Genomic DNA, 25,338 nt, shown 5'->3' on the forward strand with positions numbered 1-25,338 from the left:
TAGCGGCAGTATTCTGATACTGATTTAGATGTGAGGAGCTTCGGATGATCAGCAATGACGCGATCGCCGTACCCGGAACGACCGTCATGGCCGAACTACCGCGCCGGGCGAGCCGCCGGCAGCGCGCCGTGCACGCACTGTCCTACGCCACGCTGCGCCGATTCTTCGAACTGAGCGTCCGGGTCGACGAGCGCGGCTGGCTCACCCCCGCTCAGATGCTCTTCGTGACGACCCATTTCGACCTGCTGGCCGCCCCGCTGCGCCCGCCGCGCGGCACCCGGCTGACGCCGGTCCGGTTCGAGGATTTCCGAGCCGAATGGGTGGTACCGCGCGGCGTGCAGGATCTTGCCGGGATGCGGGAACCGGCCGCGATCCTCTACCTGCACGGTGGGGGTCTGGTCTCGTGCGGGCTCAATACCCATCGGCGCCTGGTCGCCCGTATCGCCGCCGCGGCGGGGGTGCCCTTGCTCAACGTCGACTACCGCCAGATCCCCGCGGCCCACGTCACCGACACTGTCGAGGATTGTGTCATCGCGTACCGGCACCTGCTGGATCAGGGCGTCCCGGCCGAGCGCATCATCGTTGCCGGGGACTCTGCCGGTGGGGGACTGGCGTTCTCGCTGGCGCTGGCCGCGCGGGACCGCGGTCTGCCCATGCCGTCCGCGATCGTGGCGATCGCGCCCTGGGCCGACTACGACGCTACCGGCAAACAGCAGCATCCCAACGATCACACCGAGGCCATGCTGCGCGGGGCCGTATTTGCCATGCCGGCCGCGTGGGGCATCGCCGTGGACGGACGGCTCGATCCGCGCTGGTCCCCGGTCAATCACGACTTCGCCGGTATGCCACCGGCATTGATTCAGGTCGGCTCCGGCGAGGTGCTGCTGGCCGACGTCGAACTGCTGGCCCAGCGCCATGCCGAAGCCGGGGTTCCGCTCAAGCTGCAGATCTGGGAGGACGCCGTGCACGTGTTCCAGGTCGCCGCCGATGTGCTTCCCGATGCGCGTGAGGCGATAGCGGAGATCGGCATGTACATGCGCGAGGCGCTGGCCGGCGCGCTGGTCGCCGCACCGGCGGCATGGTCACAGAAGACGCCGGCCTGACTCGAGCGTCGTATCGAAAACCGCTGTGCAGTACAGCGATTCGTCAGGCCCGCGACAGGGCCTCATCACGAAGGGGATGTGCCGATGGCCGACCATCGAACAGCGCTGCGCGCCGCGCTGGGGAAGTCCGGTGATGTGGTGGAGAGCCTGACGCCGGAGGAATCGGAGCAGCTGCTGGGCCTGCTGCGGCGAGCCCAGGCCGCCCAGCGCCGCAGTCTCGACACCTCGATCGACGAGGCCCTGAAGGTGCTGCCGCGTTTCGTGCGGATTCCCGCCCGCTCGATCCTGTTCGGAAAGTGAGATGACATGGCCGACTTGGTAACCCGTGCGCAGATCACGATGCTGGCGCAGTTGCTCGATGTCGAATCCGAGCAGTTGCGCAGCCTCGAGCGACTCGGCGCACCGGCGTTGGATGAGCTGCGCAAGGCACTGTCCGCAGAGCTGTTCGACTCGCTGGCATCGGTGTTCGCACGGGTCAGCAAGCTCGCCCCGCTCGTTCCGGACGCGCTGGCCGCGACCGTGGCAGTCAACGCGGTGCCACCCGAGGTGGCCGGGCGGGCCGGTGGCGCGATCGGTATGGATCACCAGCATCGCGCCGCGAGCTTGATCAGGCGCCTGACCCCGGTCTATCTGGCCGATGCCGCGCCCTATGTCGACCCGCGGGTGATTCCGTTCTTCGCGCCGAAACTGCCCTTCACCCTGCTGGTTCCAGCGGCGGATGAGCTGCTGCGCCGCCGTGACTACCTGACCGCGGCGCGATTCGTCGAACACGCCACCGATGAACTCATCCGGGAGTTCGAACGCCACGTACAGGACGATGCGGCGATCATCCGCACCGGAGCGATGGTGGCGCGCACCGAGGTTCTGAACAAAATTCTGCGGGTGGCCGGACTCGAACGGCGGCGACGGTTGATAGACACTGCCGTGGCCGGCGACGGGGAAACGCTGATGGCACTGCTGTCGCTGCTGGGCCGCATCGAGGCAGAGTTCGCGGGCCCGCTGAGTAACGCGCTGTTCGAATCCCGTGGTGAGGAAGAACTTTCACGCATCTGCGCGCTGATCGTGGACGTCGGTGCGACCGCGGAACTGCTCGACGTGCTGGGGTACTTCTCCGACACTGCGGTGCGAGCGCTCGTGGCCACCGGGCAGCTGTCCGATACCGTAGCCTTCGAGCAGGTCGCGACCACCGAACCACGGCAGGTCGCCTGGCGCAGGCTGGCCGCCGCGATGGCATTGCCGGAATCGGCTACCGGTTAGCGCAACAACAGGGGAGAGCAGCATGGCCAACCGCATTCCGAAGGGCCGAGTCGCGCGGGGGCGCAAACTCGGCATGCTGGCGGCCGGACAGGCCGCCCGGGGTGCGACCGCCCGCCTGTCGATGATCGGCCGTTCCGAGCGGGCCCGGGAGGTCCTGGCACAGCGCTCCACCCTCGATGCCGCCGAGCAACTCGTGGATGTGCTCGGGGCCATGAAGGGCGCGGCCATGAAGCTGGGCCAGATGCTCTCGGTCCTCGACCTGGAACTGGTTCCCGAGTCGCATCGGGAGCGCTTTCGCACCAAGCTGGCGGCCCTGCAGGATCACGTCGAAGCACTGCCGTTCTCGACCATGCGCGGTCAGCTCGAGGCCGAATACGGTTCGCTGTCAACGGTATTCCGGGAATTCGACGAGGAGCCGATCGCCGCGGCCTCGATCGGGCAGGTGTATCGCGCCGTCCTGAAGGACGGCCGGGAGGTCGCGGTCAAGGTGCAGTATCCGGGGGTCGAGAAGGCGATCAAATCCGATCTGCGCAATCTGGCGCTGTTCGCGAAGCTGTGGACGTCGATGTGGCCGGCGCTCAGTGGGGGAGCGGTGATCGAGGAGGTCCGCAAGAACCTCGAATCCGAACTCGACTACCGGCAGGAGGCGCGCATCCAGCATCAGGTCGCCGAGCAATACCGCGGGCATCCGTTCATCGTGGTCCCGGACAGCGTGCTCGAGCTCTGCCGTGATCGGATCCTGGTGACCGAGTACCTGGATTCGAAGCCGTTCTCCCACATGAAGACTCTCCCCGACGCCGAGCGCAACCGCATCGGCGAGCTGATCTACCGCTTCTATCTCGGTTCGCTGTTCGAACGCGGCGAGTTCTGCGGGGACCCGCATCCCGGCAATATCCTGCTGGCTTCCGACGGGCGAGTCGGGTTCATCGACTTCGGGCTCTACAACCGGATGGATGCCGCCGATATCGAATTCGAGCGCCAGGTCGCGCGCGCGGCGAGTGAACGGCGTGCGGAAGATCTGTACGCGCTGCTGGCCGCGCGCGGCATCATCGATCCTGCGGCCGAGGTGGAGCCCGCCGAATGCCTGGAATACATCTGGTCGGCGTCGGCCTGGAATCTCGCCGATGAGGAGGTCACGATCACCTCCGAACTGGCCACTGGCGCACTGATATCGGCCATCGATCCGCGCGCGACCGAGTTCAGTGCCATGCGTCATCAGCTGCTGCCGCCGGAGCACGTGTTCTCGCGCCGCGCTGATTTCATGACCTTCGGCGTACTCGGACGACTCGTGGTCACCGGTAACTGGCACCGCATCGCACGGGAATGGCTCTACGGCGATCCGCCGGTCACCGAGATCGGGCGAGTACTCGCCGAGCGCGCATCGGCGTAGCGGCTTTGGTCATTTGCCTAAATCTGGATAATGTCAGTACGTGGAATTGCCGATGCCGGTACGTTCCGCATTTGCTCGACAGTATTCGACAACGGAGGAACCAGTGGCCGCTCGTAAGGTGCTGACCCGGGCCGAAAGCCAGGCGCTGACGCGGGAAGAACTCATCGAAGCCGCCGAGCGGCTGTTCTATGCCGATGGGTACCACGCGACCTCCCTGGCCGCGATCGCGGCGGAGGCCGGCCGGACGATCGGTGCGGTCTACAGCAACTTCGACCGCAAGGAAGACCTCTGCCTGGAGGTGCTGCGCGGCTGGGGCAGTAAGAAACTCTCCCGCCTGGCGACCGCGATCGCGAGCACCGACGGCTCACTCGAACAGCGGCTCGCGGCCATCGCGAACTGGTGGGAAACACAGCTCATGACCGAGAACGCGGCTCTGATCCTGGCCGCCGAATACGGCATCAGCGTGGTGCGTGACCGCGATCAGCGCGCTGCCGCGGTCGAGGCGTCCGAACGTTTCGTGGAGACCGGGCGGGTGCTGCTGCTCGATCATCTGCCCGAAGGCACGACCTACAGCCCGGAGGTGCTCGAAGACGCGGTCTACGGCGTGCTGGGGACGGCGGTCGGACTTGCCGTCGGTCATGTCACCGAGTTGTCCACCAAGGATCGTTCCACCGGAATCCTCATCGCGACGGTCGAATTCTGGTTGCGACGGCTGGGTGAGTCCATCGGCGAGTCCGAGGCGCCCGCGCGAGCCTGACACCTCGGGACCTGCGGACACTAGTCGCGATGAAAGGCGACACTCGTCGGGACACGTTCGGCGGCCACCCTGGCAGCGCTCTCGGCCCTGCTCATGGTGGGGATCGAGCAGATCAGGCGCATCAAGCCGGGTGAGAGCCGGTGCACTATCCAGGCCAGCGACGCATCGAAGTTCACCGGCACGATGGCGAGATTGAACCGGATAGCGAGCTGCACCGCGCCCGCGACCATATCGGGTGTGGCGAAGCTGTAGCGCGATTGCGCCTCGGCGAACTGTGACCGCACCTGTTCGGTCGCAGCGGCATCGGTGGTGATCAGCATGGCGTTCGTCGCCAAGTGCGTCCTGGTGACGCCGGGGCATACCGCGCTGACGCCGATGTTCTTGGGCGCCAGCTCTGTTCGCAGTGATTCGGCGATCATCAACGCCGCGGCCTTGGAGGTCGAGTAGGACGGTGCGACGCGGTTCGGCGTCCACGCGGCCCCCGAGGCGATCACCACGATATGGCCGGGGCGCCCGCTCTCCACCATCTTGGCGCCGACGATCTTGCAGCCGTGTATGACCCCGTACACGTTGATCGACATGATCTTCTCCCAGTCCCCGATGGACTGGTCCATGAACGCACCGCCCAGGGCGATGCCCGCATTGTTGATCAGGACGGTGGGCACACCGAACCGGATCACGACCTCGTCGAGCACCCGCTGCCAGTGCTCCGGCTCACGCACGTCCAGGGTCAGGGCGTGGCACGAGCCCTGCGCGAGCCGGACGGTCTCCTCGGCCGCCGCCAGATCGACGTCCGTCGCGATCACGATGTCGCCCGCGGCGGCTTGCCGCAGGCAGATCGCCCGGCCGATACCGCTGCCGGCACCGGTCACCAGCACGATCCGCCCCCGTTGGCGGGCCACCGGGCCGATAAAGGGAATTCTCATCATTACTCCGAATCAATCGACTGTATTCCTGTGCCGCGGCACGGTTTTCCGTGCCGCGGCGTACGGCGATCACCACTCCCGGGCCTCTGTGCGGCCCGGATTGTCATGCCGCGTCGGTGCTTTCCCGCTGCTGCGCCGGGACGGCGGTGCGGAAGGTGTAATCCGCTGCGGGGTCGAAACTTTCGCTGTGGTTCCACAGCGAGTCGCGGAATCCGAGCGAGGGCCGCAGGATCGGGGCCTCGCCCCGGCTGTTGGAGAAGTAGCTGTGCACGTTGTGTCGCTTGACCTGGCGTTCGACCAGATACTCCTGGGCCACCCGAGTGAACGGATTGCTGGTCATGGTGTGGTGCCACGCATCGTGCGCTGCGGGCGTGACCTCCACGACCTCGGCCTCGTTCGCCTTGGCGGCGGCGATCACGCGGGCAATGTGCAGGGCCGAGTTCTCCATCATGCTCACCCAGGTGACGCCGTTCCAGCCGTAGGGGCCGTACAGGAACCAGCGGTTGGGCATCTTGGGAACGGTGACACCGGCGTAGGCCTGCATGCCGTTGGCGCGATAGAACTCACCCAGGTCGAAGCCGTCGCGGCCCAGTACCGTTCCGAGCGGGAACGATTCGGGTTCGGACGCGGGATTGAAGCCGGTGGCCAGCACGATCATGTCGTAGCGGTGCTCGACACCGTCGGTGGTGCGGATGCCGTTCTCGGTGAAGCGCTCGATCGGCGTGGTCACCAGATGTCCGTTGCTGCGGCTGAATGCCTGCAGGAATCCACGCCCGAAGGTCGGCATATTGGCCATCACTCCGTGGCGCGGCACCAGCGCGCGGCGCGCGGCGCGGTCGGTGACCAGGGCCCGCAGGTAGAGGCGGTAGGCGGCGCGCAGCGCGGTTTCCATACCCTCGATGAGCGCCAGCGAGGCGCGCTTGGGCAGTTTCTCCGCGCCCACGACGACAGCCTGGTAGGCGTACCAGTTGGCCATATAGGCGATGGTGTGGAACCGCTGGGACCGCATGAGCCGGCGGCCGATCGTGCCGAATGCGAAGTCCGGCTTGGGGAAACACCAGGTCGCGGTGCGCTGGTAGACGTCCAGGTCGCCCACCTCGGCCGCGATCGACGGCACGATCTGCATCGAGCTGGCGCCGGTGCCGATGACGGCGACCCGCTTGCCCTGGTAGTCGTAGGAGTGATCCCAGCCCGCGGAAAGCATGAGCTTTCCGGTGAACTTGTCCACATCGGGGATGCCCGCGTTCGAGCGCGGCTCGAGGAAGAAGCCCGTAGCGCTCAGCACGTACCGGGCGGTGACAATCTCGCCTCCGGCGAGATGCACTGTCCAATAGCCCTTTTCGTCGTCCCACACTTCGCGTTCGACCGAGACGCCGAAGCGTGCCCGCTCGTAGAGGCCGTGCTCGCGCGCAACGCGCTGGCAGTACTCACGCACCTCCGAGCCCTCGGCGAAGACCCGCGACCACTGGTTCGGTGCGAAGGTGAATTCGTAGGAGGTGGACGGCACATCCAGTGCGACACCGGGATACGTGTTCGCGATCCAGGTTCCGCTGAAGTCGGCGCGGCGGTCGAGGATCACAAAATTGTCGATCCCGGCGCGATGCAGCTGGCAACCGGCCGCGATGCCACCCACACCGGCGCCGATGATCACGGCCTCGAATTCGGGTAGCGACTCGGGTGCGGTCTTGTCCACGGTGTTCGTACTCAATGTTGTTGCTCCGTTCTTGATATCACTCGGCGCGGGGTGACCCGGCGGTGAACAGATGTGAGGTTCGCGGCGCGCTACGGGGCGACCGGAGTGGGCACCGAATTGTTCGAAGGTGTTGCGGGTTTGCCGGATTCGGCTGCCGGCGCGGGTTCGTACCGGTAGTCGTCGAGCGGGAATTGGAGCGTCTGCTTTCGCGCCTCGAAGAAGCCGGCGGGCCGGATGTAAGTGCTGTCGCCCTGTGAGTTCCGGTAGTAGGTGGGTACGTGCCCGTTGAGTTCGGTGAGGTAGTAGCGCACGCCCTCGGCCTTCTTGTGCACAGTGCGGTGGTACTCGTCGGCAACTTCCTTGCGGACCTCGCAGGTGGCCGCGCTGCGCCGGCGCGTCTCGGTGATGGCGCGCACGGCGTGATCGGAGGTCATCTCGACGAAGGCGTGCCAACTCGTGCCACTCCACGAGTACGGCCCCACGAGCGTCCAGCGGTTGGGCAGGCCGGGCACCGAGACGCTCTGGTAGGCCTGCAGGCCCTCCTTGTTGTAGAACTCGGCCAGGTCGAATCCGTCGCGGCCCACCACCGTGCCCACGCGGTAGGTCTCCGGATCGGAGAACACCTCGTACCCGGTGGCCAGGATCAGCACATCGAGCTTGTGCAGCACACCGTCGCGGGTTTTGATCCCGGTCGGGGTGATCTTCTCGATCGGGTCGGTGATCAGCGAGACATTGTCGCGGTTGAAGGCGGGCAGGTATCCCGTGGACATGGTCGGACGCTTGGCGAGCAGGCCGAATTGCGGGCTCAGCTTGGCGGCGGTGGCGGGATCCTTGACCACCCATCGCACGTATCGGCCGTACCCGGCGATCATCCAGGCGTCGAATTTGTCGGCGATCGGGCGGAAAGTCCCGATCGGGGTCTTACTGACAAACCGCAGCAGCACGTCGACCGCGACGAAGGCGGCGCCGTTTATGGTGGCCGATACGCCGGGAACCCCGAGCGCGAACTTCATCGCCTTGGGCACCACGAAGTCCGGCTTCGGCACCGACCAGACCGGGGTGCGCTGAAACACCGTGAGGCTGCCGACCTCGGGGGCGATGGCCGGAACGATCTGTACCGCACTGGCTCCGGTGCCGATGATGCCGACGGCCTTGCCCGACATGTCGTACTCCTCGTCCCAGGAGGAAGGGCGCTGGACCTTGCCCCGGAACGATTTGGCGCCCGCGATGCCGACATCCTCCTTCGGGCGCACGAACGAGCCGATGGCACTGATCACGAAACGGGCGGTCACCGTCGAACCATCATTCAGATGCAGTGTCCAGCAGCAGTTTTCGTCGTCCCAGACCTCGCGCTCGACATTGGTCTCGAAACGGGTGAGCTCGTACAGGCCGAACTTGCGCGCCACCTCGGCGTGGTACTTCTTGACTTCGGCCCCGGGCGCGAAGAAGCGCGACCAATTGGGATTGCGCGCGAAGGAGTACTGATAGGTCGTCGACGGTACGTCGACACTGATCCCGGGATAGTGGTTCTCGTGCCAGCTGCCGCCGACATCGTCGGCGCGTTCGAGAACGATGATGTCGTCTATCCCGGCCATCCGGAGTTTCGCCGCGGCCGCGATGCCGCCGGGTCCGGCGCCGATCACGGCGACCTCGAATTGCGGGTGTCGAATGCCCTCGGTCATAACGTTCTGCCTTCCTGAGCGTGGTCCGGTCCTGTGGGTGGGTAGGTCAATTGGTCGACGGGGCGTGCAGTGGCAGCGATCGGACGCGGGCCCACTCGACGACCTCCCAGGCGATGGCGCCGCCGACCCACACGACCGGGCTCAGCACGCCGGCGAACGCGCCGACGAGCCCGTTTTCGCCATTGAGCGGACCCGACAGCGTGAAAACGCCTGTGAGCGTGCAGAGATCGATGACGATCACCACGACGCAGAGCCTGTTGAACCACGGCGGGCACAAACCGGTACGCCGGGAAATCAACAGGGCCGCCAAGGCGAAGGGAACCCATACCGGTCCCAGCAGGGCGGCCGAGACGAGCACCGTGACGTGCAGGGCATGGATGACCGAATCGGGGGCGTTTCCGGAAAGCAGCACGGTGCCGGCGAAGATTCCGGATTCGGTGAAAAACAGCCCGAGAACGAGAATTTCGCTGAATATCGCAGCCCAGGTGTAGATCCGGTTGGGGCTGGTATCGGCGCCCCACAGGGTGCTGATGAACGCCGCGGACCAGATGGTTCCGAGCAGGAACATCAGTGCGAGCCCGGCGGCCACCACGCGCAGGAGGGTGTTGTATTTCGCGTAGAACGCCACGGTGCCTGCGATATCCGAGCCCTCCGGCATGACATACACCAGCACCAGGAGCGTTGCCGCGATCATCGCCACGCAGACCGCAACGACCATCGCGTACCAGATTCGGATAGTGGCGGACTCGGTCAGCGCGAGCGCGAGCCTGTCGAGTCGGCTCGGCGGTGACGGTGATGGCGCCGGTGCGGTGTCGAGGAGGGAATCCTGACGGCCGTAGACCTTCGACATTGAAGAATCTCCTTGTGAGCTACCCAGTCGCAAGCCGACAGCAATATCGACCTACCTTGGATAAGGAGCATATCCAGATAGTATCACTATTGCAATGGCTCGCCGGATGCCTGCGATTTGATGCGCGCAGGTGGGCTCGGGAGAGCTCGACGATCTGGCCGGGAGCCTCGCCGTGTCGATCGCCTGGGCATGCGCGACTTCACGAGCCCGTTTGGAGGGCCGATGTCCGGTGGGAGCGAATTCTCTTGGGGCACTTGCTCGCCGATATCGATTGGTCGACTCGCGGCAGTGCAGGCCAACCCTCGCGACGGCGGACGGTGGGCGGCGTCGACGGTTAAGGCGTCGACTGCGGCGTTCCGCGGAGGGCGGCGGGATGTGTCGATCGTTCGGTTGATGAACGCGAATCCCCGGGCTCTGGAATCTGCTCGAAGTGCGCGTGGGAGGGTGTGCGGATTGCCCGGCCGGCCGTGCGGGCTCGACCGGGAATCGCTCACTTGAGCGGGAGTGCGCCGTCCATGCCGCCCACGTCGGTGATCTTCCAGTCGGAATTGCGATCGACCGCGACGTTGTAGGTGACGGTGGTCTGCGCGCCGTCGGGGTTCTGGGCATTGCTGGAGGTCACGTTCACGAAGACGTTCACCTTGTAGAGTCCGCCCGATTCGGAGGCGACCGTCGCGGTGATCGGTGCGGCAGTGGAGGTCCACTTCAGTGGGGTGAGGATCTCCTGCAGTTTCGGTGCGGTGGTGTCGAACTTGTTCGCCAGGGCGGGAGTCGTATTGGCTTTGAGCTTGCCGACCCAGGAATTGAAGTCGGCGAAGTTCACCGTTGCGGCGCCGACCGCGTAGTCGGTGGCGATCTGCTCGGCGTGCTTGTTATCGGCGTCGGCGGCATCGCGTGCGGAGATCTCGCTGTGTGCGGAAACGAGGAATCCCGCGAGCGTGATCGCTGTCAGCCCCAGGGCTGTGGTGACCCCGGTCCATGCCATCGTCGAGACCGAGAAGGACACCGAGCGGCGGGCGGGGGTCGCGGTGGCGGTCTCGGGGGCCGCTTCTGGGGTGGGTGAATCGGAACTCATCGGTGAGTCGTCCTTGTCCGGATGGGAAATATCGGGTGGCGGGCAACATGGAACCGTGTTCGATTCCGCATGCTGTCATGTGGGGCTGCGCAGGAGCTGCGATCCACGCCGGAGCGGTACACAACGAAAATCAGCTTTTGGTCGCGGTGATGGTCTGAGCCAGGCCCGCGGTCACCTGTTCGATCTCGCCGAATCCCAGTGCACGCAGGAAGTCGGTGATCTCGTCGCGACCGAACATGCGCATGGTGCTGAGCTTTTCGATCGCCGTGACGTGCAACCGATCGCGTCGGCCGCCGGGCGCGAGGCTGGTGAGAAGTACGATCCGCCCGCCGGGTTTGAGGACGCGCGCCATTTCCTCGATGGCCCGGAACGGTTCGTTGATCAGGTACAGCGCCGCGAGGCAACTGACCGCGTCGGCGACACCATCGCGGAACGGCAGGTTTTCCGCGTCGCCCGAGAGGTAGGCCACGGCCGGGCCGGAGTTGTCCGCGACCGCCCGCGTCAGCATCGGGTGCGAGGCGTCCAGGCCTATCGCCAGTCCGTCCGGGCCGACGACCTGACCGTATGTGCCGGTAAAATTGCCTGGGCCGCAGGCGATATCGAAAATCGTCTGTCCAGGTTGCAGCCGCAGCGCCGCTGCCGTACGGGCGCGGTCGGCATCGCGTCCCGGCGCCTGCAGGGCGCTGGCCACACGCATGCCCAACGGCCGGCCCAGCTGGTAGATGCCGGCGTAGAAGCGAGTGCGCATGAGTTGCTGGCCGAAGCCCTGGGTGGCGGGAATCTCGATCTCGGCGGCTTCCAGGTAGCCCGCGGCATGGGTGGTGAGTTCGCGGCAACGCGCTGGATCCAGCAGTGCCCGAGCACGATCCGCCGCAGTCGGGCGGGTGGTGAGCGCACCCTCTCGCTGGTCCAGGTTTTTCGTCATTGCCGTCTCCGCATCCTCGTCTGCACCGTGCAGAACAAATAGTGACTTTCTTGGGATAATACTGATATTTGGACTGGCATGGCAATGGTCACATACACCACCGGAGGACTGTCGGAGGTGGTCTAACTGTAGATTGCATCACTATCTAAATAACACTAGTATCTGCCGTAGCTAGTAAGGGGACAAGGATGTCGGAAGAGAAGAACCTGCCCACCTCGCGTGTCGTACGCACCGCGATGCTGGGACGGGTCGTTGCCGGTCAAGCCGTGCGACATGTGGGGACGAAGGTCGCGGTCGCGGGACGCAGCACCGAATATCGCACTGCGAAAATGGAGAAGAGCCAGGTCCAGGCCGCCAAGGCGATCATCGCGGGGTTGGGGACCATGCGCGGGGCGGCGATGAAGCTGGGCCAGATGATGGCGCTGGTCGATATCGGGCTGTTTCCGGAAGAGATCCGCGAGGACATGCAGCGGGCGATGTCGCAGTTGCTGCACTCCGCGCCGACGGTGTCCTTCGGCAAGATGCGCACGGTCATCGAGAGCGATCTGGGGGGCCGGATTTCGAAGTTCTTCGCCGAATTCGACGAAACCCCTTTGGCGGCAGCATCAATCGGGCAGGTATATCGAGCCCGGACTCTCGATGGGCGCAGCGTGGCTGTGAAGGTGCAATATCCGGGCGTCGACAAGGCGATTCGCGCCGATCTGCGCAACCTGTCCCTGGTCTTGAAGGCGGGCAAGGCGATCGCGCCCAATGTCGACTGGTCCGCGCTGTCGACGGAATTGCGGGAACGGATCGAGGAAGAACTCGACTATGCGGTCGAGGCGCAGAATCAGCGCCGGGTGGCGCGCCTGTATCGCGGTCACCCCTTCATCACCGTGCCCGAGGTGCTCACCGAACTGTGTACGCCGCATGTGCTGGTCACCGAATTCTTCGAAGGCCGGCGCTATGAGGAGATCCGTGACAGGGCAGCGGTCGCGGAGCGTAATCGAGTGGCGGAGATCGTCTTTCGCTTCCATATGGGCAGTCTCTATCTGCACCGGCAGTTCTCGCCCGATCCGCATCCGGGCAACTTTCTGGTCGGGCCGGACGGCCGGGTGGCATTTTTGGATTTCGGTGTCTACAAACACCTGACGCAGGACGAGGCTGATCGCCAGTGTGACCTGATGCGCGCCGTGCAGACGGACTCGCCCGAGGCTATCCATGCGCAATTGTGCCGAGTCGGTGTGATCGCCGACGCGGATGGCGTATCGCCTTCCGATGCCTACGATTTCATTCAAACACTGTTCTGGTGGGCCAGTACCCCGGGTGACGTCGCTCTCGCGCCCGATGCGATCAACGAGGCGGTGCTGGTCAGCATCAATCCGGCCTCGGCACATTTCGATCTGGCCCGCAAACAGGCCATGCCGGCCGATCAGGCCGTGGTGCTGCGGATGATGCTCATGGTCGTGGCCACCCTCGGTCAGTTCAATGCCACCGGCGACTGGAACAACATCCTGCGCGAATGGCTCGACGGCGCCGCACCGAACACCGAACTGGGCCGGGCGGACGCCGAATTCCGCGGCGCCGCATTCAGTTCCGCACTCTAACGACTCCGAGGAGGAGATCAGCATGAATTTCGCGGACATCGTGCAGCGTGCGACGGTGAAACTGGTCGGCACGGCGCTCGAACATCCATTGGCGGCGGAGGCCGTCGGGCGGGTGAATGATCTGCGCGATGTCGCGCTGATCGCGCAGGACGCGGTGCTGGGGGCGTTGAACCTGCCCTCCGCGTCGGATGTCTCCCGGCTGGATACGCGACTGCGGTCGATGTCGCAGCGGCTCGAAGGAATCGAGGACGCCCTCGACGAAACGTCCGCCCAGGTGCGCGCGCTGGCACCGGCATTGCGGCGCATAGATGAGCGGTTCGCGGCGAGGGGCGAGGCGGGCGCCGCCGCGGAGCGGGTGTTGTGAGCACAGCCGATCGCGATTCACCACCCGGCGCGGCCGTGTCGACCGGGGTGGCCAGGCAATTGTCCGGCTACCGTGGGCTGGCGGTCTTCCGGCGGACTCGATACGGCTCGACGTTGCGGGGATGGGAGGAGATTCGATGACGAACGCACCGGCGGCGAAAAGAGTTGCCGCGAAACGTGATTCACTCCCCGCCGTGCTCCGCCGGAATATCTCCGACACGGTGCTGTCGAGTGTGGAGACGCTGGGCCGCCTGGTCGCACTGGCATTCGAGGCTGTGCGCGGCGCGATTACGGACCTGCTGTCGGGAAAGTTCCAATGGCGCGAGACGATGCAGCAGGCCTGGTATCTGATCACGGTGACGGCCATCCCGGCCGTGCTCATGGCGGTGCCGTTCGGTGTCGTGGTGTCGGTGCAGGTCGGCAATCTGATTCATCAGCTGGGCGCGGATTCACTGCTCGGCGCGGCCGGTGGACTCGGGGTCATCCAGCAGGGCGCGCCGCTGGCCACCGGGCTGCTGCTGGGCGGTGCGGGCACCGCCACGATTGCGGCCGATCTGGGAGCGCGCACCATCCGTGAGGAGATCGACGCCCTGCGGACGATGGGTATCAGCCCCGTGCATCGCCTGGTCATTCCGCGGCTGGTCGCCATGCTCTTCGTGGCGCCGCTGCTCAATGTCCTGATCATCTTCGTGGGTGTGCTCGCCGGATACGCGGTGGCCACCGGTGTGCAGGACGTGACGCCGGGTAGCTACTGGGCCACCTTCGGCGCCTTCTCCACGCTCACCGATGTGATTATCTCGATCGGTAAGGCCCTGGTGTTCGGCTTCCTGGTGGTGATCATCGGCTGCCAGCGCGGACTGGAGGCCAAGGGCGGCCCGCGTGGTGTCGCCGACGGGGTGAACGCCTCGGTGGTGCTCTCGGTCGTGGCGATCGCGGTGGTCAATGTCGGTATGACGCAACTGTTGTCGATGTTCTATCCCACGAAGGTGGCCTGATGGCCGCCCCCTACGCCCCCTTCGGGTTCCGATGGGCCCGGCGCGCGGCGCACCGAGCCGTACCCCTGGCGCCGCTGGAGGCGATCGGGTTCGCGATCGCGTTCGTGTGGGAGACCTTCGCGTCGATCCCGGTGACCCTGCACCGGTACCGGGCTCAGACCATGCGCATGATCACCGATATGACCTGGGGCCGTGGCTCGTTGATCGTCGGCGGCGGAACGGTACCGGTGCTGATGATCCTCGGCATCGCCATCGGCGGAGGTGTCGGCATCCAGGGCTATATGGCCTTGAACCTGGTCGGGCTCGGGCCGATGACCGGGGTGGTGTCGGCATTCGCCAATACTCGCGAGCTCGCGCCGATCGCCGCCGCGGTCGGCTTCGCCGCTCAGGCAGGCTGCCGGATGACCGCCGAGATCGGGTCGATGCGGATCTCCGAGGAAATCGACGCGCTCGAATCCCTTGGCCTGCGCTCGATTCCGTTCGTCGTCACCACCCGGGTGCTCGCCGGCGCGATCACGGTGGTGCCGACCTTCCTGGTGACATTGCTGCTGAGCTACTTCTCGTGCGCGGCGGTCGTGCTGGTCGTGCACGGGCAGTCGACCGGGATCTACGACCACTACTTCTATCAGTTCGTCAACCTTCACGACATTGTCGCCGCCACGATCAAGATGCTGGTATTCAGCGTCGTGGTCATCCTGATCCACTGCTACCAAGGGTTTTTCGCCACCGGCGGACCCGAGGGTGTGGGGATCGCGAGCGGGCGCGCTGTGCGAGCGAGCTTCATCGCCATCATCACCCTCGACATGCTCATGACCGTCGTGCTGTGGGGTATCAATTCGTCGATCACGTTCTCGGGGTGAGCGCGATGCCCGCATACGGACTATCCGGAGTTCGCACCACACGCCGCGCCGCGTTGCTGGTAGGCGTGCTGACCCTCGTGGTCGTGGTGGCCATGGCGTTCACCTGGAACGCCGTCTCCTCGCGTCCCAGCGACAATGAGCTGAAGATCCAACTGCATACCAGCCGTACCGGCGACGGTGTGGTCTCCGGTGCCGGGGTACGCCTGAACGGAGTGCAGGTCGGGCACATCGCCCAGGTCGAAAGCGCGACGGGCGGAACCCAATTGATCACCCTGGCCCTGGACCGCTCACAGCTGTACGGTCTCAGCGACAGCCTGCGCGTCGAGTACGCGCCCTCGAACCTGTTCGGCATCAGCGAGGTTGTGCTGCAACGCGGCAATGGCGGCAACCCGCTGCACGACGGCGCGATCGTGGATCTCACCGCGCCGGACCGCGTCGACGACGCCACCATGGGCACCCTGCTGCGGTCGCTGTCGCAGACCACGCTGACCGTGCTGACCCCGCAGCTGACCGAGGTGCTGAACCAAATCGGTTCGGATATGCGAGCTTTCGCGCCGCTGGTGCAGGCGATGGTCGGGGTGAGCCGGGCGATCGCCGATACTCAGCGCTATCCGACCTCGTTCCTGATCGAGCAATACTCCGCGTTCTTCGCCGGCATCGCCAAGTTCGGCGACGGTTTCGTGAAGCTCATTTCGAACATCTATCACATCGACGTGCTGCGCAATGATCGCGCGCATTTCGACGTCGGCGTCTCCCTGGTGGCTGATCAGCTCTTCCCGCTTATCAGCACGGTGCTCGGCACCGCGAACGGCCAACTCGGCGGCTATGCCGACAGCCTCACCGTGCTGCTGACGCAACTGGCCAGTACGGTGCCCGATCCGGATCGCTCGCATGCGGATCTGACCGAACTGCTCGATCGGCTCGACCGCACCTTCCAGGACACCCCGGACGGCCCGCGGGTCGGCGTCGATGTGGTGCTGCGTGGCATGCCGGGCCTTGCGGTGCCGCTGCTCGGCAGCGCACTGCCGCAACCGGGAGGAAATCGGTGAAGGCGAAAAGTGTTCGCGCCGTGGTAATTCGGCTGGTGTTGTTCACCGCGCTCATTGCGGCCCTGATGGCGGGAATCGTCGTGGCGATCCAGCGGCCGATCGACGGCCGCACCATCGGTCTGGACGCGACGTTCACCGATGCGAGCGGGCTGCACCTCAATGACGATGTCCGCATGTTCGGCGTCGCGGTGGGCAAGGTGAGCGCGATCGACCTGGTCGGCGGCCGGGCGCGGGTGCGGTTCACCGTGCAGCGCGACCGCCCGGTCTACGACAGCAGCACCCTCGCCATCAGATATCAGAATCTGACGGGTCAGCGCTATGTCGATATCAAGCAGCCCGATCGCCCGGGAAAGCGGTTGCTCGCGGGCGCGTCGATCGGGACCGACCACACGGTTCCGTCCTTCGACATCACCGCTCTGTTCAACGGTATGGAGCCGGTCCTGGCCGATTTCTCGCCGGATGCGCTGAATCGGTTCATGTCCAGTGCGATCGCGGTCATCGAAGGTGACGGCTCCGCGGTGGGCGCGACCCTCGACGCGATCGAGAAACTCTCCGCCTATGTCTCGGATCGCCAGGCGGTCATCTCCTTGCTGCTGCACAATTTCGAGCAGGTCTCCGAGCAGTTGGGCGGGAAATCCCCGGAGACCGCGACCTTGATCAAGGGCATCTCCGATGTGTTCGTGAACCTGCAGAAACAGTTCGAAGGACTGATGGATTTCGTGAACGTGGCCCCGTCGGTGCTCGGGCCGCTCAACAGCCTGCTGGCCCGGCTCGGCTTCACCGAACCGGACAACCCTGATCTGCAACAGGATCTGCGTTACCTGTTCCCCGATCCGCAGACGACCGTCGATCTGCTCAACCGATTGCCGGGACTGCTGCAATCTCTGATCGCGCTGCTCCCGGCCGCCCCGTCCGGGGTCGATCGCACCTGTACCAAGGGCAATGCCGACGTACCGGCGGCCTTGGCCGTTCTGATTGCCGGACAACGGGTGTCGGTATGCAAAGGCTGAGGCGTGCGGGACGGTTCCTGCGTGATCTGCGGTACGGGACCGATACCGACAAAAGCACACAACGCCTGCTCGGCGTGATCGGACTGGTCGTGGTCGGCCTCGTCCTCGCGGTCAGCGTCGTGATCTACGTGGTGCCCCTGGGCAAGCACAGTTATCTCGCACTGGTGGACGACGCGGGATCGGTGCACGTGGGTGACGATGTGCGGATCGCCGGTATCTCCGTCGGCTCGGTGACCGCGTTGGAGTTGACCGATGACGCCGTGCACATGCGATTCACCGTGAAGAACAACATCTCGATCGGTGCGGACACCAGCCTGGATATCCGCATGCTCACCCCCATCGGCGGTCATTACGTCGCCGTCACCCCGGCCGGCACCACGCCACTGGGGTCGAAGGCAATCCCTGCCGACCGAGTCCGCCTGCCCTACAACCTGATCCAGGCCATCCAGGATGCGCAGCGACCACTGGCCGGCGTGGACGGGGACACGCTGCGGCGCAACCTGAGCGACCTCACCGCCTCGCTGCGCGACAGTCCGAATTCGGTCACCACCCTCACCGATGCCCTGACAGCAATGGTCGGGATGCTGAATACGCAGAATCGTGACGTGAGCCGCGCACTCGATGTCGCCGACGAATACCTGAGCATGCTCGGGAACTCGCGCACGATCATCGGCACAATGCTCACCAAGATCGGACTGATGGAGACGCAGATTCTGGACCGCCAAGCCGATGTCAAGGAAGCGCTGCGGGTCGTCACCGAACTGCTCGCGCGCATCGCCGCGGTCGAGCCGGCCTGGCGCGAACAGCTCGAACCGCTGGCGGATCGGATTCTGGCCGCCGCTCCGCAACTCGATCAACTCGGACAGCGGCTGGGCGATGTCTCCGACCAGCTGGCGCAGGCGGGGGACCGGTTGCGCGCCCTCATCACACCCCAGGGCATCCCCATCGACCAGTCGGGCGACACCATCACCGCACCGGCGCTCTGCGTCCCGGTGCCGGGGAAGGGATGCTGATGCTGCACAAGCTCTTTGCGTCCCGCGGCTTCGTTTCCGCGTTGGGGGTGGTGCTGGTCGGCGCGTTGGCCGTAGTGGCCGGATTCGTGCTGCTGCGCCCGACCGCGGCGCGGATCGGATACTGCGCGATCATGCCCGACGCCATCGGCCTGTATGTCGGCAACGATGTGACCCTGCGGGGCATCAAGGTCGGTTCGGTGACCAGCCTGCGCAACGAGGGATCCGAGGTTCGAGTGGACTTTCGCATCGACGCCGGGCACCCGTTGCGCGGTGAGCCGACCGCCACCACCCTGTCGGACACCATTGTGGCGGACCGGCGGTTGGCGCTGAACGGGAGTACCGGCGCGAGGTGGAATCCCGGTACCTGCGTCACGAAAACTGCTACGCCCAAGAGTATTACGCAGACTTTGGACGCGATGTCCAAGCTCGCGGACCAGCTCGACGGCGGGACCGACCCCGCACGCCAGAACACCCTCAGTGCCGCCGTGGCGGAGTTCGACCGGGCCACCGCGGGCACCGGCCCTAAGCTGAACACGATCATCACCCAGCTCGCTGCCGCGCTGCGCAGTCCTGACAGTTCCATCGCGCATATCGGTTCGCTGCTGGACACCCTCACCACACTGTCCAAGAGTGTGGCCGACGGCTGGGGCGGTCTGCGGCAGATGCTCAGCGGATTGTCGCCGATCCTGCAGCTGGTCAACAACGTCTGGGATCAGGTCGTGCAGATCGTGAACTCCGTCGTGGTGATCCTGCCGTGGTTCAACGACATCACCACCAAGTACGGCGGGCCGATCCTGGGACTGCTGGACAAGACGGTCCCGTTCCTGGATCTGGCCGCTGCGCACGCAAGCTCACTGCAGAAGATCATCGACCTGATCCCCGTGGTCGCAGGTGGCTTCCGCACCGTCACCGACCCGGCGACCGGGGCGATCATGGTGTCCTACAGCGCGCCCCGGGTCGCCCTGGATCAGCCGGGAGCCGATCAGGTCTGTGCGGCGATCAACGCCCTGCTCCCGACTGGCTGCACCCAGTCCGGGAACGGATTGGCCTCCACCGATCTGACCACTCTGGTGCTGGGTCTCGCAGGAGGTGCGAAATGAGCACGCCCGCATGGATTTCCCGTGTGCTCGTGGCACCGACGATCGCGCTGGCGGTGCTGCTGGCCACCGGATGCGGCGCCGATCCGGCGAGCCTGACCCTGCCGGGGTCGGGCGTACACGAAGACACCTATGCGATTCGCATCCAATTCGCGAACGCGCTGAATCTGCCCTCGCACGCGCGTGTGATGGCCAACGGAGCACAGGTCGGGACACTCTCGAAGGTCACGGTGGTCGATCCGTCCTCCGATGCGCCAGGTTCGGTCATCGCCGAGGTCGAGGTCGGGAAGTCCGTCGCGGTGCCTACGTCGGCGAAAGCCCAACTGCGTCAAGACACTATCCTCGGGGACATCTACATCGGGCTCGACCTGCCCGCCGCCTCCGGGGGACCGGTGCTGCGGCCGGGGGACCTGCTGCCGATCACCCAGACCGAACCCGCGCTGCAGATCGAAGACGTGCTCTCGGGTCTGGCGACCTTCGTCTCGGGCGGTGCGCTGCGGTCGGTGCAGGACACTGTCGATCAGATCAATGCCGCACTGCCCGCCGACCCCGCCGAGACCCGGCGCCTGGCGGATGTGTTGAAGAACGACCTCATCGATGTCGCCGCCCATACCGAAGATCTCGGAGCATTCCTGGATTCGCTGAACGTGAATGCCAGCCTGCTGATGGACGATAAGGCACAGCTCGATGAAATCCTCACGCCGCAGGGCGTCGTGGACATCACCGCGATCGCCCAGTCCCTGATCCACGTCGTCGGCGTCGTCGGCGCGCTCGGTGGTATCGCACATGCGCTGGCCTGGCTCGCGCCGCTACTCACCGCGGGCGATGCGACCGCACGCGCCTTCGTGCCGATGCTGCTGAACACCGGCCGGCCCCTGAACCTGTCGGCGCCCTCGAACCTGAATCGTCTGGTGGATTTCTTGCACGACAAGCTGATTCCGTGGGTGCAACGCCCGACGGTGAACGTGCTCGGCATTCGTGTCGATAATTCCACTGCGGGGCAACCGATCTCGGCCACGGACCAAACCGACAGCATTGTCTCGACCCTGCGGATGCTCGGAATGGTGCGATGAGGCGGCCCGCGCTCGGCTCGGTGCTGTCCCTGACATCGATTGCCGTGGTGGCTGTCGTCAGCGTCGCGTACCTGCTGTTCGGCGTCGCCCGCGTGGACTGGTTCGAACACCGCGACACCGCGGTGATGCTCATCCCCGATGCGGCGAACCTGGTGCCGCATTCCCCGATCCTGCTGTCCGGGGTGAAGGTCGGCCGAGTCACCTCGGTGCGCAATGTCGCCGACGGCGTCCAGGTGCGCTTCGATATCGACCCGGGTCGTCGGATCCCCGCCGACAGCGCGGTCACCATCGAAGCGCTGTCCGCGCTCGGCGAACCGTACATCGAATTCCGTTCGGCGACAGGCGAAGGCCCCTACCTCGCGGACGGGCAGCTCGTGCACACCCAGTCGATCAGCACACCGCATTCGATCCCCGAGGTCGCGCGCACCGTGACCGGTCTGCTGCAGCAACTCGACCCGCAGGCCCTGGCCGGTCTCATCACCACCTTCTCCCAGGCCATGGCCGGCACCGACGCGGTCATCCCGGAGCTGACTCACGCCACCGACCTGCTTGCCTCCACTCTGATCGCGCGCATTCCGAGTATCCGTGCGCTGCTGGCCAATGCGCAGGTGCCCGGACCGGATGTCGCGCAAGCGGGCACCGACATGGTCAGTGGCGGAATGCAATTGGACCAATTCGGAATCAAAGTGCGGCAGGTGGTCGCGTCGCTGAAAGTACTGCTCGACGCGCGCCCCGTCCCGGACGCGTACAGCACAGGAAACGGTTTGCTGCCCTTCCTGAACAAGCTGAACGACTATCTCAACCGCATCGGCCCCGACGCCAAGCGCCTGTACCCGGCCATCGGACCGCTGATCGAACGCGGCGGGACGGCCGTGCAGGGCCTGGATCTTTCGGCGCTGATCAGCCAGGCGGTGAACACTGTGTCACCCGACGGCCGGATACAGCTGCAGATCACGCCCCGGTGAAATCGGGGCCTGGTGGCTGCACCGCCGTATTTCACTTCCGGTAGCCAGCTTTCGCGGCCGCGCGAAGTGACCTGTGGCTCGAGCGAGCAACTGCCGAGAGGTTCGGATGTCCGAGGGGATTTTCACGGTGAGGATCGAGAGCCGTCTGGCGGATCGACTGAGCACTCTGTTCGCGCGCTGGGAACGTGATCATGGCCGGCCGCTGAGTGATCAAGCCGTTGCGGTGGCCTTGTGCGGGGATGGGCAGGTGGTGTCTCCGGTGTATCTGTCGCACCTTCGATCCGGATTGCGTGTACGACCGGCGGCAGATCTTCTGACCGGGCTCGCACTGTTCTTCGACGTCCCGGTCGACTATCTCGACTGCTCTGACGACTTCGCCGGCGCCGCACCGCTGCGGGACGAACGACTGCGCAGGCTATTCGTGAACGCCAGTCGATTGTCGTCGGAGTCCTTGGATCGTATCGGTGCGGTCGCGGAGATCCTGGCGCAAGCCGAAATCCGCTGATGCGCTCGGCAATACGGTTCGGATGACGGTATCGGGTGGGGCGAACCATGCAGCGTTCGCTTTGAGTCGACAGCGGTCGAAGGCCGCCGTCTGTTACGGCGTCGCGAGCGGTATGGAAGGCTTCTGAATCCGGTGCATATCCGCTTGGAAACGCGCTATCGCCGAGCGGTGATACAGCTGGCACAACGTAGTTGCCCGGGTGATGCCGGCGTCGGACAGGCCGCCGAACGCTGCCGTGCCTGCCAGAGCTTGCAACAGCGGAACGTAGTGGCGGGGATGCTCGGGGACCAATGCCCGGACCGCCTCCGGCACATTCAGAAGTGCTTCGGCGAGTGAATTGAGAATCGCCCGCTGAAATCCGAATCGCGGCTCGGCGAGTAGTTCGCGCAGGACGTCGACTCCGACCGTCAGGGTGTGGATTCTGACCGATTCGTCGAGAGCGGTGAGCAGGGTAAGGCAATCGAGCTGTTCGGAAACCCACTGCTGACTCACGGGACGCTCTCCGCGTAGGAGTCCGATCACCGCGTCGGTCACGATGCCTTCGAGCGCCTCGAGCATCTCGGTGAAGATCACTGCGGCCGAGGCCGGCATCGTGACCGGGTCCAAGAGGAAGCGGTACGAGTCGATGCCCGCGTCGAATCGTACGTCGCGGACTCGGAACGATTCGGTCGTGCGAGGTTCTTCGAGGAATCCGCGCGCCGCGAGTCCGTGCAGGACGCGTGTGGCGGTGTTGCGTGTCGTGCGGAACTCGGCCGCCAGATCGCGGACGGAGGGTGCGGCGGTACCCGGGGGATGGATCCCGATGAGGACTCGCCGGGCCAGCTCATCGCTGATCACGTCGGTGATGGTGCGCTCGGCGCGCATCCGGAATCGGTTGCCGTACTGGGTTTTTCGGATCGGTGCTAGATGATCGGCGCTGTCCATCGCGATCTCAGACGTACCAGTGGGCCGCACGTGCGGTGTCGTACACGCGGTGGGCGATCCGCGCATGCCGGCCCGGCTCCATCGAGCTGCCCTCCGGCACGGTGTTCGCGCGCCGGAGGCGTGATCGCGTCATGCGTTCGTGCAGGCGGAGGTGAACTCGCTCGGTCGAGGTGATGGCAGCGTCGATCGCGTAATGCAGGCGGTCGACCAAGGTCCACACGGTCGGTATCGGCTGGGGCAATCGCCGCATGCGCGCGGTGATGCGCCGTCGAAACTCGGGCTGGGTCATGCGCTGCTCCTGGTCTGCCGGCTGGTTGAGCTGTAGTCGAGGTGTCCGCTACAGCTCTGCATCGCATCATTATTCACATAAGCAATGTATTTGGATAGTGTAAATATTCAGAACTAGGATTCCCGGGTTGGCCGCTCTACGGCTGAGGGATCTCTGGCCCGCATCGGCCGCGCAGCACGCGAATGCGCAGTCGCTACAGAAACCCTGCGGATATAGCGAGCATTATCCCGAGTACTCCCAGTCCTGTGGCCACGAGCGCGAGCGCGGGATCCGTATCCGCGCGATCGTCTTGATAGGCGTACAGGGCCGCACCGGCGGCCACGCACATCGCACCCAGGCCAACTACGAGGATGCTCACGTGTTGGTCCGGTCGCGGCAGTGTACGCGGCGTCGCAGTCGGCGGGTGCTCAGCACATCACCACGTCGCGGTCTGTTTCGCGGTGGGAAGGCGATCGGCATCGCGGAATTTCTCGGCCAGCTGATTCAGGTCATTCAGGGACTCGGCGGACAACCCCACCGCGGTATCGAGCAGCCGCCGCAGCACCGGATCGTGGAGGTGATCCACCAGCGCGGCATCGGCGAGGACGGGCGCTGCGTCTCCGTGGGTGAAGTAATCGGCCGAAACCTCGAACAGCTCGGACAGTGCGGCCAGCAACTGCTGTGATGGTTCGCGGCGCTTGCCGGTTCGAAGTTGGGACAGATACGGCTTCGATATGCGGTGACCGCGTTCGCCCAACTGTGCCACCAGTGCGATGTTCGTCAATCGAGTCCCGTCCCGCTGTTCCCGGCGATCGATCAGCTCGTTGAGGCGATGGGAGATGTTGCTACTGCCAGGCATCAAGGCGTGTACCTGCTATGTACTCCAGCCGCTCGCGCAGCGTCATTCCACCCCAGATGCCGAAGCGCTGCCTGTAGGCCACCGCGAAGTTCAGGCACTCCTCGCGCACGTCACAGGCGCAGCAAATCCGCTTGGCGTCGCGGGCGGAGTCGCCTACATCGGGGAAGAATAATTCGGGGTCGATTTCGGCGCATACCGCGTGCCGACGCCATGATTCACTGGCGAAATCGGCGTGACTATCCCGCGATTTCCCACTGACCTTTCTCTGCACTGTCTGCCCGCCTCTGCCGCCATGCCGCGGGAACTCTGGAATCGATTGCAGGCCAACCCGATTCCCCGTGACTGCTTCGAATTCTAGTAATCTACAACGAAGGTTAACTATCGGCAACTCGGATGGATCGGCGTACCGAAGGGGACGCCTTCTGTGTTCTCCATGGCGTCTCGGCATTCGAGGGGGTATCCCACCACGCCTTCGTCAGCGTTGCTGCCTTCCGGAAAGGCGGGGTCCACCGGGTCCAGCATCTTGCGAGTTCCCTGATGCGAGAGGTGAAAAGTGCTGTGTGGCAACGGTAATACCGGCATCGAACGTGATCTGGTGTAGGACGCTGCGCACACCGTGTCGCGGTCGATTGGTGTGCTCATCGCAACTGGTCCGCAGTGGCAGTCCGACTGTGCATGTTCGCAAATGGCACGCATGTTCCACCGCTGAATTGTGCACTTTGCACGTTAGAGCAAAATGCTCGCAAATTCTCTGATCTTACTGCCTGTGCACTGCCGGTCGGACTATCGCGCGGCCTCGAGCGCCGGGGGGTGGGCCTCGGGAAGCGTGCCGCCCGGCAGGGATCGATCGTCCGTCGGGTACTCCTCTGGGCCGGTTGGTCCGAACGGGGTCATCCGCTACGATCCTGCATCGAATCAGTATTCACGTAATGAGCATATTTGGATAGTAAGGATATGTGTAGTTCTGGTATCTGCCCGGCTCACCGCAGCAATCGCGTGATCAGCCATCGGGCCGGACGGCCTTCATGTAGGTGGTCGGCGATGGATTTCAAGAGCTCGGGCTCATGCACATGCACATTCGGCCCCCGGGTTTTTCTCGGTGCTGACACTGTC

27 protein-coding genes are annotated in these 25,338 nt (G+C 65.0%); 17 read left to right on the top strand and 10 right to left on the bottom strand.

The genetic code is table 11. The features are described 5' to 3' along the window. The first annotated feature begins 44 nt into the window (after positions 1-44). The 5 genes from OG716_RS05475 to OG716_RS05495 all read left to right on the top strand — a co-directional run bounded on the left by OG716_RS05475 (position 45) and on the right by OG716_RS05495 (position 4,507). Entirely contained in the window at positions 45-1,103 is a 1,059-nt protein-coding gene (locus tag OG716_RS05475; RefSeq protein ID WP_405136597.1) for an alpha/beta hydrolase, read from the top strand. Between the two features lie 84 nt (positions 1,104-1,187). After that, the gene (locus tag OG716_RS05480) at positions 1,188-1,403 is read left to right on the top strand and encodes a hypothetical protein (RefSeq protein WP_405136598.1); all 216 of its coding nucleotides are present in this window, start codon (positions 1,188-1,190) and stop codon (positions 1,401-1,403) included. Between the two features lie 6 nt (positions 1,404-1,409). Beyond that, positions 1,410-2,360, top strand: a complete 951-nt coding sequence (locus tag OG716_RS05485) for a hypothetical protein (RefSeq protein WP_405136599.1) — start codon at positions 1,410-1,412, stop codon at positions 2,358-2,360. A 22-nt stretch (positions 2,361-2,382) separates the two neighbouring features. Further along, positions 2,383-3,750: an ABC1 kinase family protein gene (locus tag OG716_RS05490; protein ID WP_405136600.1), complete on the top strand. Its 1,368-nt coding sequence runs from the start codon at positions 2,383-2,385 to the stop codon at positions 3,748-3,750. Positions 3,751-3,853: 103 nt separating this feature from the next. Beyond that, positions 3,854-4,507, top strand: coding sequence for a TetR/AcrR family transcriptional regulator (locus OG716_RS05495; protein ID WP_405136601.1), 654 nt, complete (start codon positions 3,854-3,856; stop codon positions 4,505-4,507). A 20-nt stretch (positions 4,508-4,527) separates the two neighbouring features. Here OG716_RS05495 and OG716_RS05500 read toward each other — a convergent pair whose 3' ends face one another. The 6 genes from OG716_RS05500 to OG716_RS05525 all read right to left on the bottom strand — a co-directional run bounded on the left by OG716_RS05500 (position 4,528) and on the right by OG716_RS05525 (position 11,658). Next, on the bottom strand, positions 4,528-5,433 hold the full coding sequence (locus tag OG716_RS05500) for an SDR family NAD(P)-dependent oxidoreductase (RefSeq protein ID WP_405136602.1): 906 nt from the start codon (positions 5,431-5,433) through the stop codon (positions 4,528-4,530). 103 nt (positions 5,434-5,536) lie between these two features. Beyond that, the gene (locus OG716_RS05505; RefSeq protein WP_405136603.1) at positions 5,537-7,141 is read right to left on the bottom strand and encodes a flavin-containing monooxygenase; all 1,605 of its coding nucleotides are present in this window, start codon (positions 7,139-7,141) and stop codon (positions 5,537-5,539) included. A 74-nt stretch (positions 7,142-7,215) separates the two neighbouring features. Continuing rightward, positions 7,216-8,808: a flavin-containing monooxygenase gene (locus OG716_RS05510; RefSeq protein ID WP_405136604.1), complete on the bottom strand. Its 1,593-nt coding sequence runs from the start codon at positions 8,806-8,808 to the stop codon at positions 7,216-7,218. A gap of 46 nt (positions 8,809-8,854) precedes the next feature. Continuing rightward, positions 8,855-9,658, bottom strand: coding sequence for a hypothetical protein (locus tag OG716_RS05515; RefSeq protein WP_405136605.1), 804 nt, complete (start codon positions 9,656-9,658; stop codon positions 8,855-8,857). 490 nt (positions 9,659-10,148) lie between these two features. Beyond that, positions 10,149-10,733, bottom strand: coding sequence for a hypothetical protein (locus tag OG716_RS05520; RefSeq protein WP_405136606.1), 585 nt, complete (start codon positions 10,731-10,733; stop codon positions 10,149-10,151). Between the two features lie 130 nt (positions 10,734-10,863). After that, positions 10,864-11,658: a methyltransferase domain-containing protein gene (locus OG716_RS05525; protein ID WP_405136607.1), complete on the bottom strand. Its 795-nt coding sequence runs from the start codon at positions 11,656-11,658 to the stop codon at positions 10,864-10,866. Positions 11,659-11,846: 188 nt separating this feature from the next. Here OG716_RS05525 and OG716_RS05530 point away from each other — a divergent pair, with 188 nt between their 5' ends. From OG716_RS05530 to OG716_RS05585, 12 genes are all read left to right on the top strand, one after another. Next, positions 11,847-13,244: an ABC1 kinase family protein gene (locus tag OG716_RS05530; RefSeq protein WP_405136608.1), complete on the top strand. Its 1,398-nt coding sequence runs from the start codon at positions 11,847-11,849 to the stop codon at positions 13,242-13,244. A gap of 22 nt (positions 13,245-13,266) precedes the next feature. Further along, a complete protein-coding gene (locus tag OG716_RS05535) occupies positions 13,267-13,608 on the top strand; it encodes a hypothetical protein (RefSeq protein WP_405136609.1) in 342 nt (113 codons plus the stop codon). Beyond that, positions 13,605-13,748, top strand: a complete 144-nt coding sequence (locus OG716_RS05540) for a hypothetical protein (RefSeq protein WP_405136610.1) — start codon at positions 13,605-13,607, stop codon at positions 13,746-13,748. Before OG716_RS05535 ends, OG716_RS05540 begins: the two co-directional genes overlap by 4 nt. Further along, entirely contained in the window at positions 13,745-14,602 is an 858-nt protein-coding gene (locus OG716_RS05545) for an MlaE family ABC transporter permease (RefSeq protein WP_405136611.1), read from the top strand. The genes OG716_RS05540 and OG716_RS05545 overlap by 4 nt, the downstream gene beginning before the upstream one ends. Next, positions 14,599-15,462: an ABC transporter permease gene (locus OG716_RS05550; protein ID WP_405139551.1), complete on the top strand. Its 864-nt coding sequence runs from the start codon at positions 14,599-14,601 to the stop codon at positions 15,460-15,462. Before OG716_RS05545 ends, OG716_RS05550 begins: the two co-directional genes overlap by 4 nt. Further along, entirely contained in the window at positions 15,426-16,511 is a 1,086-nt protein-coding gene (locus OG716_RS05555; protein ID WP_405136612.1) for a mammalian cell entry protein, read from the top strand. Before OG716_RS05550 ends, OG716_RS05555 begins: the two co-directional genes overlap by 37 nt. Next, positions 16,508-17,521, top strand: coding sequence for an MlaD family protein (locus OG716_RS05560; protein ID WP_405136613.1), 1,014 nt, complete (start codon positions 16,508-16,510; stop codon positions 17,519-17,521). Before OG716_RS05555 ends, OG716_RS05560 begins: the two co-directional genes overlap by 4 nt. Beyond that, entirely contained in the window at positions 17,509-18,534 is a 1,026-nt protein-coding gene (locus tag OG716_RS05565) for an MlaD family protein (protein WP_405136614.1), read from the top strand. Before OG716_RS05560 ends, OG716_RS05565 begins: the two co-directional genes overlap by 13 nt. Beyond that, positions 18,534-19,634 carry an MlaD family protein gene (locus OG716_RS05570; RefSeq protein ID WP_405136615.1) on the top strand — a complete coding sequence of 367 codons (1,101 nt, stop codon included), beginning with the start codon at positions 18,534-18,536 and terminating at the stop codon, positions 19,632-19,634. Before OG716_RS05565 ends, OG716_RS05570 begins: the two co-directional genes overlap by 1 nt. After that, complete coding sequence (locus OG716_RS05575; protein WP_405136616.1) at positions 19,631-20,704, top strand: MlaD family protein; 1,074 nt, start codon at positions 19,631-19,633, stop codon at positions 20,702-20,704. Before OG716_RS05570 ends, OG716_RS05575 begins: the two co-directional genes overlap by 4 nt. After that, entirely contained in the window at positions 20,701-21,669 is a 969-nt protein-coding gene (locus OG716_RS05580) for an MlaD family protein (RefSeq protein ID WP_405136617.1), read from the top strand. The genes OG716_RS05575 and OG716_RS05580 overlap by 4 nt, the downstream gene beginning before the upstream one ends. Before the next feature lie 127 nt (positions 21,670-21,796). After that, a complete protein-coding gene (locus tag OG716_RS05585) occupies positions 21,797-22,174 on the top strand; it encodes a hypothetical protein (protein ID WP_405136618.1) in 378 nt (125 codons plus the stop codon). Positions 22,175-22,267: 93 nt separating this feature from the next. Here the strand turns inward: OG716_RS05585 and OG716_RS05590 are convergent, their stop codons facing one another. The 4 genes from OG716_RS05590 to OG716_RS05605 form a co-directional block, all read right to left on the bottom strand. Further along, a complete protein-coding gene (locus tag OG716_RS05590) occupies positions 22,268-23,038 on the bottom strand; it encodes a GntR family transcriptional regulator (RefSeq protein ID WP_405136619.1) in 771 nt (256 codons plus the stop codon). A gap of 67 nt (positions 23,039-23,105) precedes the next feature. Further along, positions 23,106-23,387 carry a hypothetical protein gene (locus OG716_RS05595; RefSeq protein WP_405136620.1) on the bottom strand — a complete coding sequence of 94 codons (282 nt, stop codon included), beginning with the start codon at positions 23,385-23,387 and terminating at the stop codon, positions 23,106-23,108. Positions 23,388-23,802: 415 nt separating this feature from the next. Beyond that, complete coding sequence (locus tag OG716_RS05600) at positions 23,803-24,225, bottom strand: helix-turn-helix domain-containing protein (protein ID WP_405136621.1); 423 nt, start codon at positions 24,223-24,225, stop codon at positions 23,803-23,805. Next, positions 24,212-24,496 carry a WhiB family transcriptional regulator gene (locus tag OG716_RS05605; protein WP_405136622.1) on the bottom strand — a complete coding sequence of 95 codons (285 nt, stop codon included), beginning with the start codon at positions 24,494-24,496 and terminating at the stop codon, positions 24,212-24,214. The genes OG716_RS05600 and OG716_RS05605 overlap by 14 nt, the downstream gene beginning before the upstream one ends. Between the last annotated feature and the right edge of the window lie 842 nt (positions 24,497-25,338).

The organism is Nocardia sp. NBC_01388, from assembly GCF_045040085.1.
In the GTDB taxonomy this organism is placed as follows: Bacteria; Actinomycetota; Actinomycetes; order Mycobacteriales; family Mycobacteriaceae; genus Nocardia.

What these genes read in the sequence shown, in the direction of transcription:
- OG716_RS05475 (WP_405136597.1), top strand. Translation starts at nt 45, where the DNA reads ATGATCAGCAATGACGCGATCGCCGTACCCGGAACGACCGTCATGGCC.
- OG716_RS05480 (WP_405136598.1), top strand. Translation starts at nt 1,188, where the DNA reads ATGGCCGACCATCGAACAGCGCTGCGCGCCGCGCTGGGGAAGTCCGGT.
- OG716_RS05485 (WP_405136599.1), top strand. Translation starts at nt 1,410, where the DNA reads ATGGCCGACTTGGTAACCCGTGCGCAGATCACGATGCTGGCGCAGTTG.
- OG716_RS05490 (WP_405136600.1), top strand. Translation starts at nt 2,383, where the DNA reads ATGGCCAACCGCATTCCGAAGGGCCGAGTCGCGCGGGGGCGCAAACTC.
- OG716_RS05500 (WP_405136602.1), bottom strand. Translation starts at nt 5,433, where the DNA reads ATGAGAATTCCCTTTATCGGCCCGGTGGCCCGCCAACGGGGGCGGATC.
- OG716_RS05510 (WP_405136604.1), bottom strand. Translation starts at nt 8,808, where the DNA reads ATGACCGAGGGCATTCGACACCCGCAATTCGAGGTCGCCGTGATCGGC.
- OG716_RS05515 (WP_405136605.1), bottom strand. Translation starts at nt 9,658, where the DNA reads ATGTCGAAGGTCTACGGCCGTCAGGATTCCCTCCTCGACACCGCACCG.
- OG716_RS05520 (WP_405136606.1), bottom strand. Translation starts at nt 10,733, where the DNA reads ATGAGTTCCGATTCACCCACCCCAGAAGCGGCCCCCGAGACCGCCACC.
- OG716_RS05525 (WP_405136607.1), bottom strand. Translation starts at nt 11,658, where the DNA reads ATGACGAAAAACCTGGACCAGCGAGAGGGTGCGCTCACCACCCGCCCG.
- OG716_RS05530 (WP_405136608.1), top strand. Translation starts at nt 11,847, where the DNA reads ATGTCGGAAGAGAAGAACCTGCCCACCTCGCGTGTCGTACGCACCGCG.
- OG716_RS05535 (WP_405136609.1), top strand. Translation starts at nt 13,267, where the DNA reads ATGAATTTCGCGGACATCGTGCAGCGTGCGACGGTGAAACTGGTCGGC.
- OG716_RS05545 (WP_405136611.1), top strand. Translation starts at nt 13,745, where the DNA reads ATGACGAACGCACCGGCGGCGAAAAGAGTTGCCGCGAAACGTGATTCA.
- OG716_RS05565 (WP_405136614.1), top strand. Translation starts at nt 17,509, where the DNA reads ATGCAAAGGCTGAGGCGTGCGGGACGGTTCCTGCGTGATCTGCGGTAC.
- OG716_RS05570 (WP_405136615.1), top strand. Translation starts at nt 18,534, where the DNA reads ATGCTGCACAAGCTCTTTGCGTCCCGCGGCTTCGTTTCCGCGTTGGGG.
- OG716_RS05575 (WP_405136616.1), top strand. Translation starts at nt 19,631, where the DNA reads ATGAGCACGCCCGCATGGATTTCCCGTGTGCTCGTGGCACCGACGATC.
- OG716_RS05580 (WP_405136617.1), top strand. Translation starts at nt 20,701, where the DNA reads ATGAGGCGGCCCGCGCTCGGCTCGGTGCTGTCCCTGACATCGATTGCC.
- OG716_RS05590 (WP_405136619.1), bottom strand. Translation starts at nt 23,038, where the DNA reads ATGCGCGCCGAGCGCACCATCACCGACGTGATCAGCGATGAGCTGGCC.
- OG716_RS05595 (WP_405136620.1), bottom strand. Translation starts at nt 23,387, where the DNA reads ATGACCCAGCCCGAGTTTCGACGGCGCATCACCGCGCGCATGCGGCGA.
- OG716_RS05600 (WP_405136621.1), bottom strand. Translation starts at nt 24,225, where the DNA reads ATGCCTGGCAGTAGCAACATCTCCCATCGCCTCAACGAGCTGATCGAT.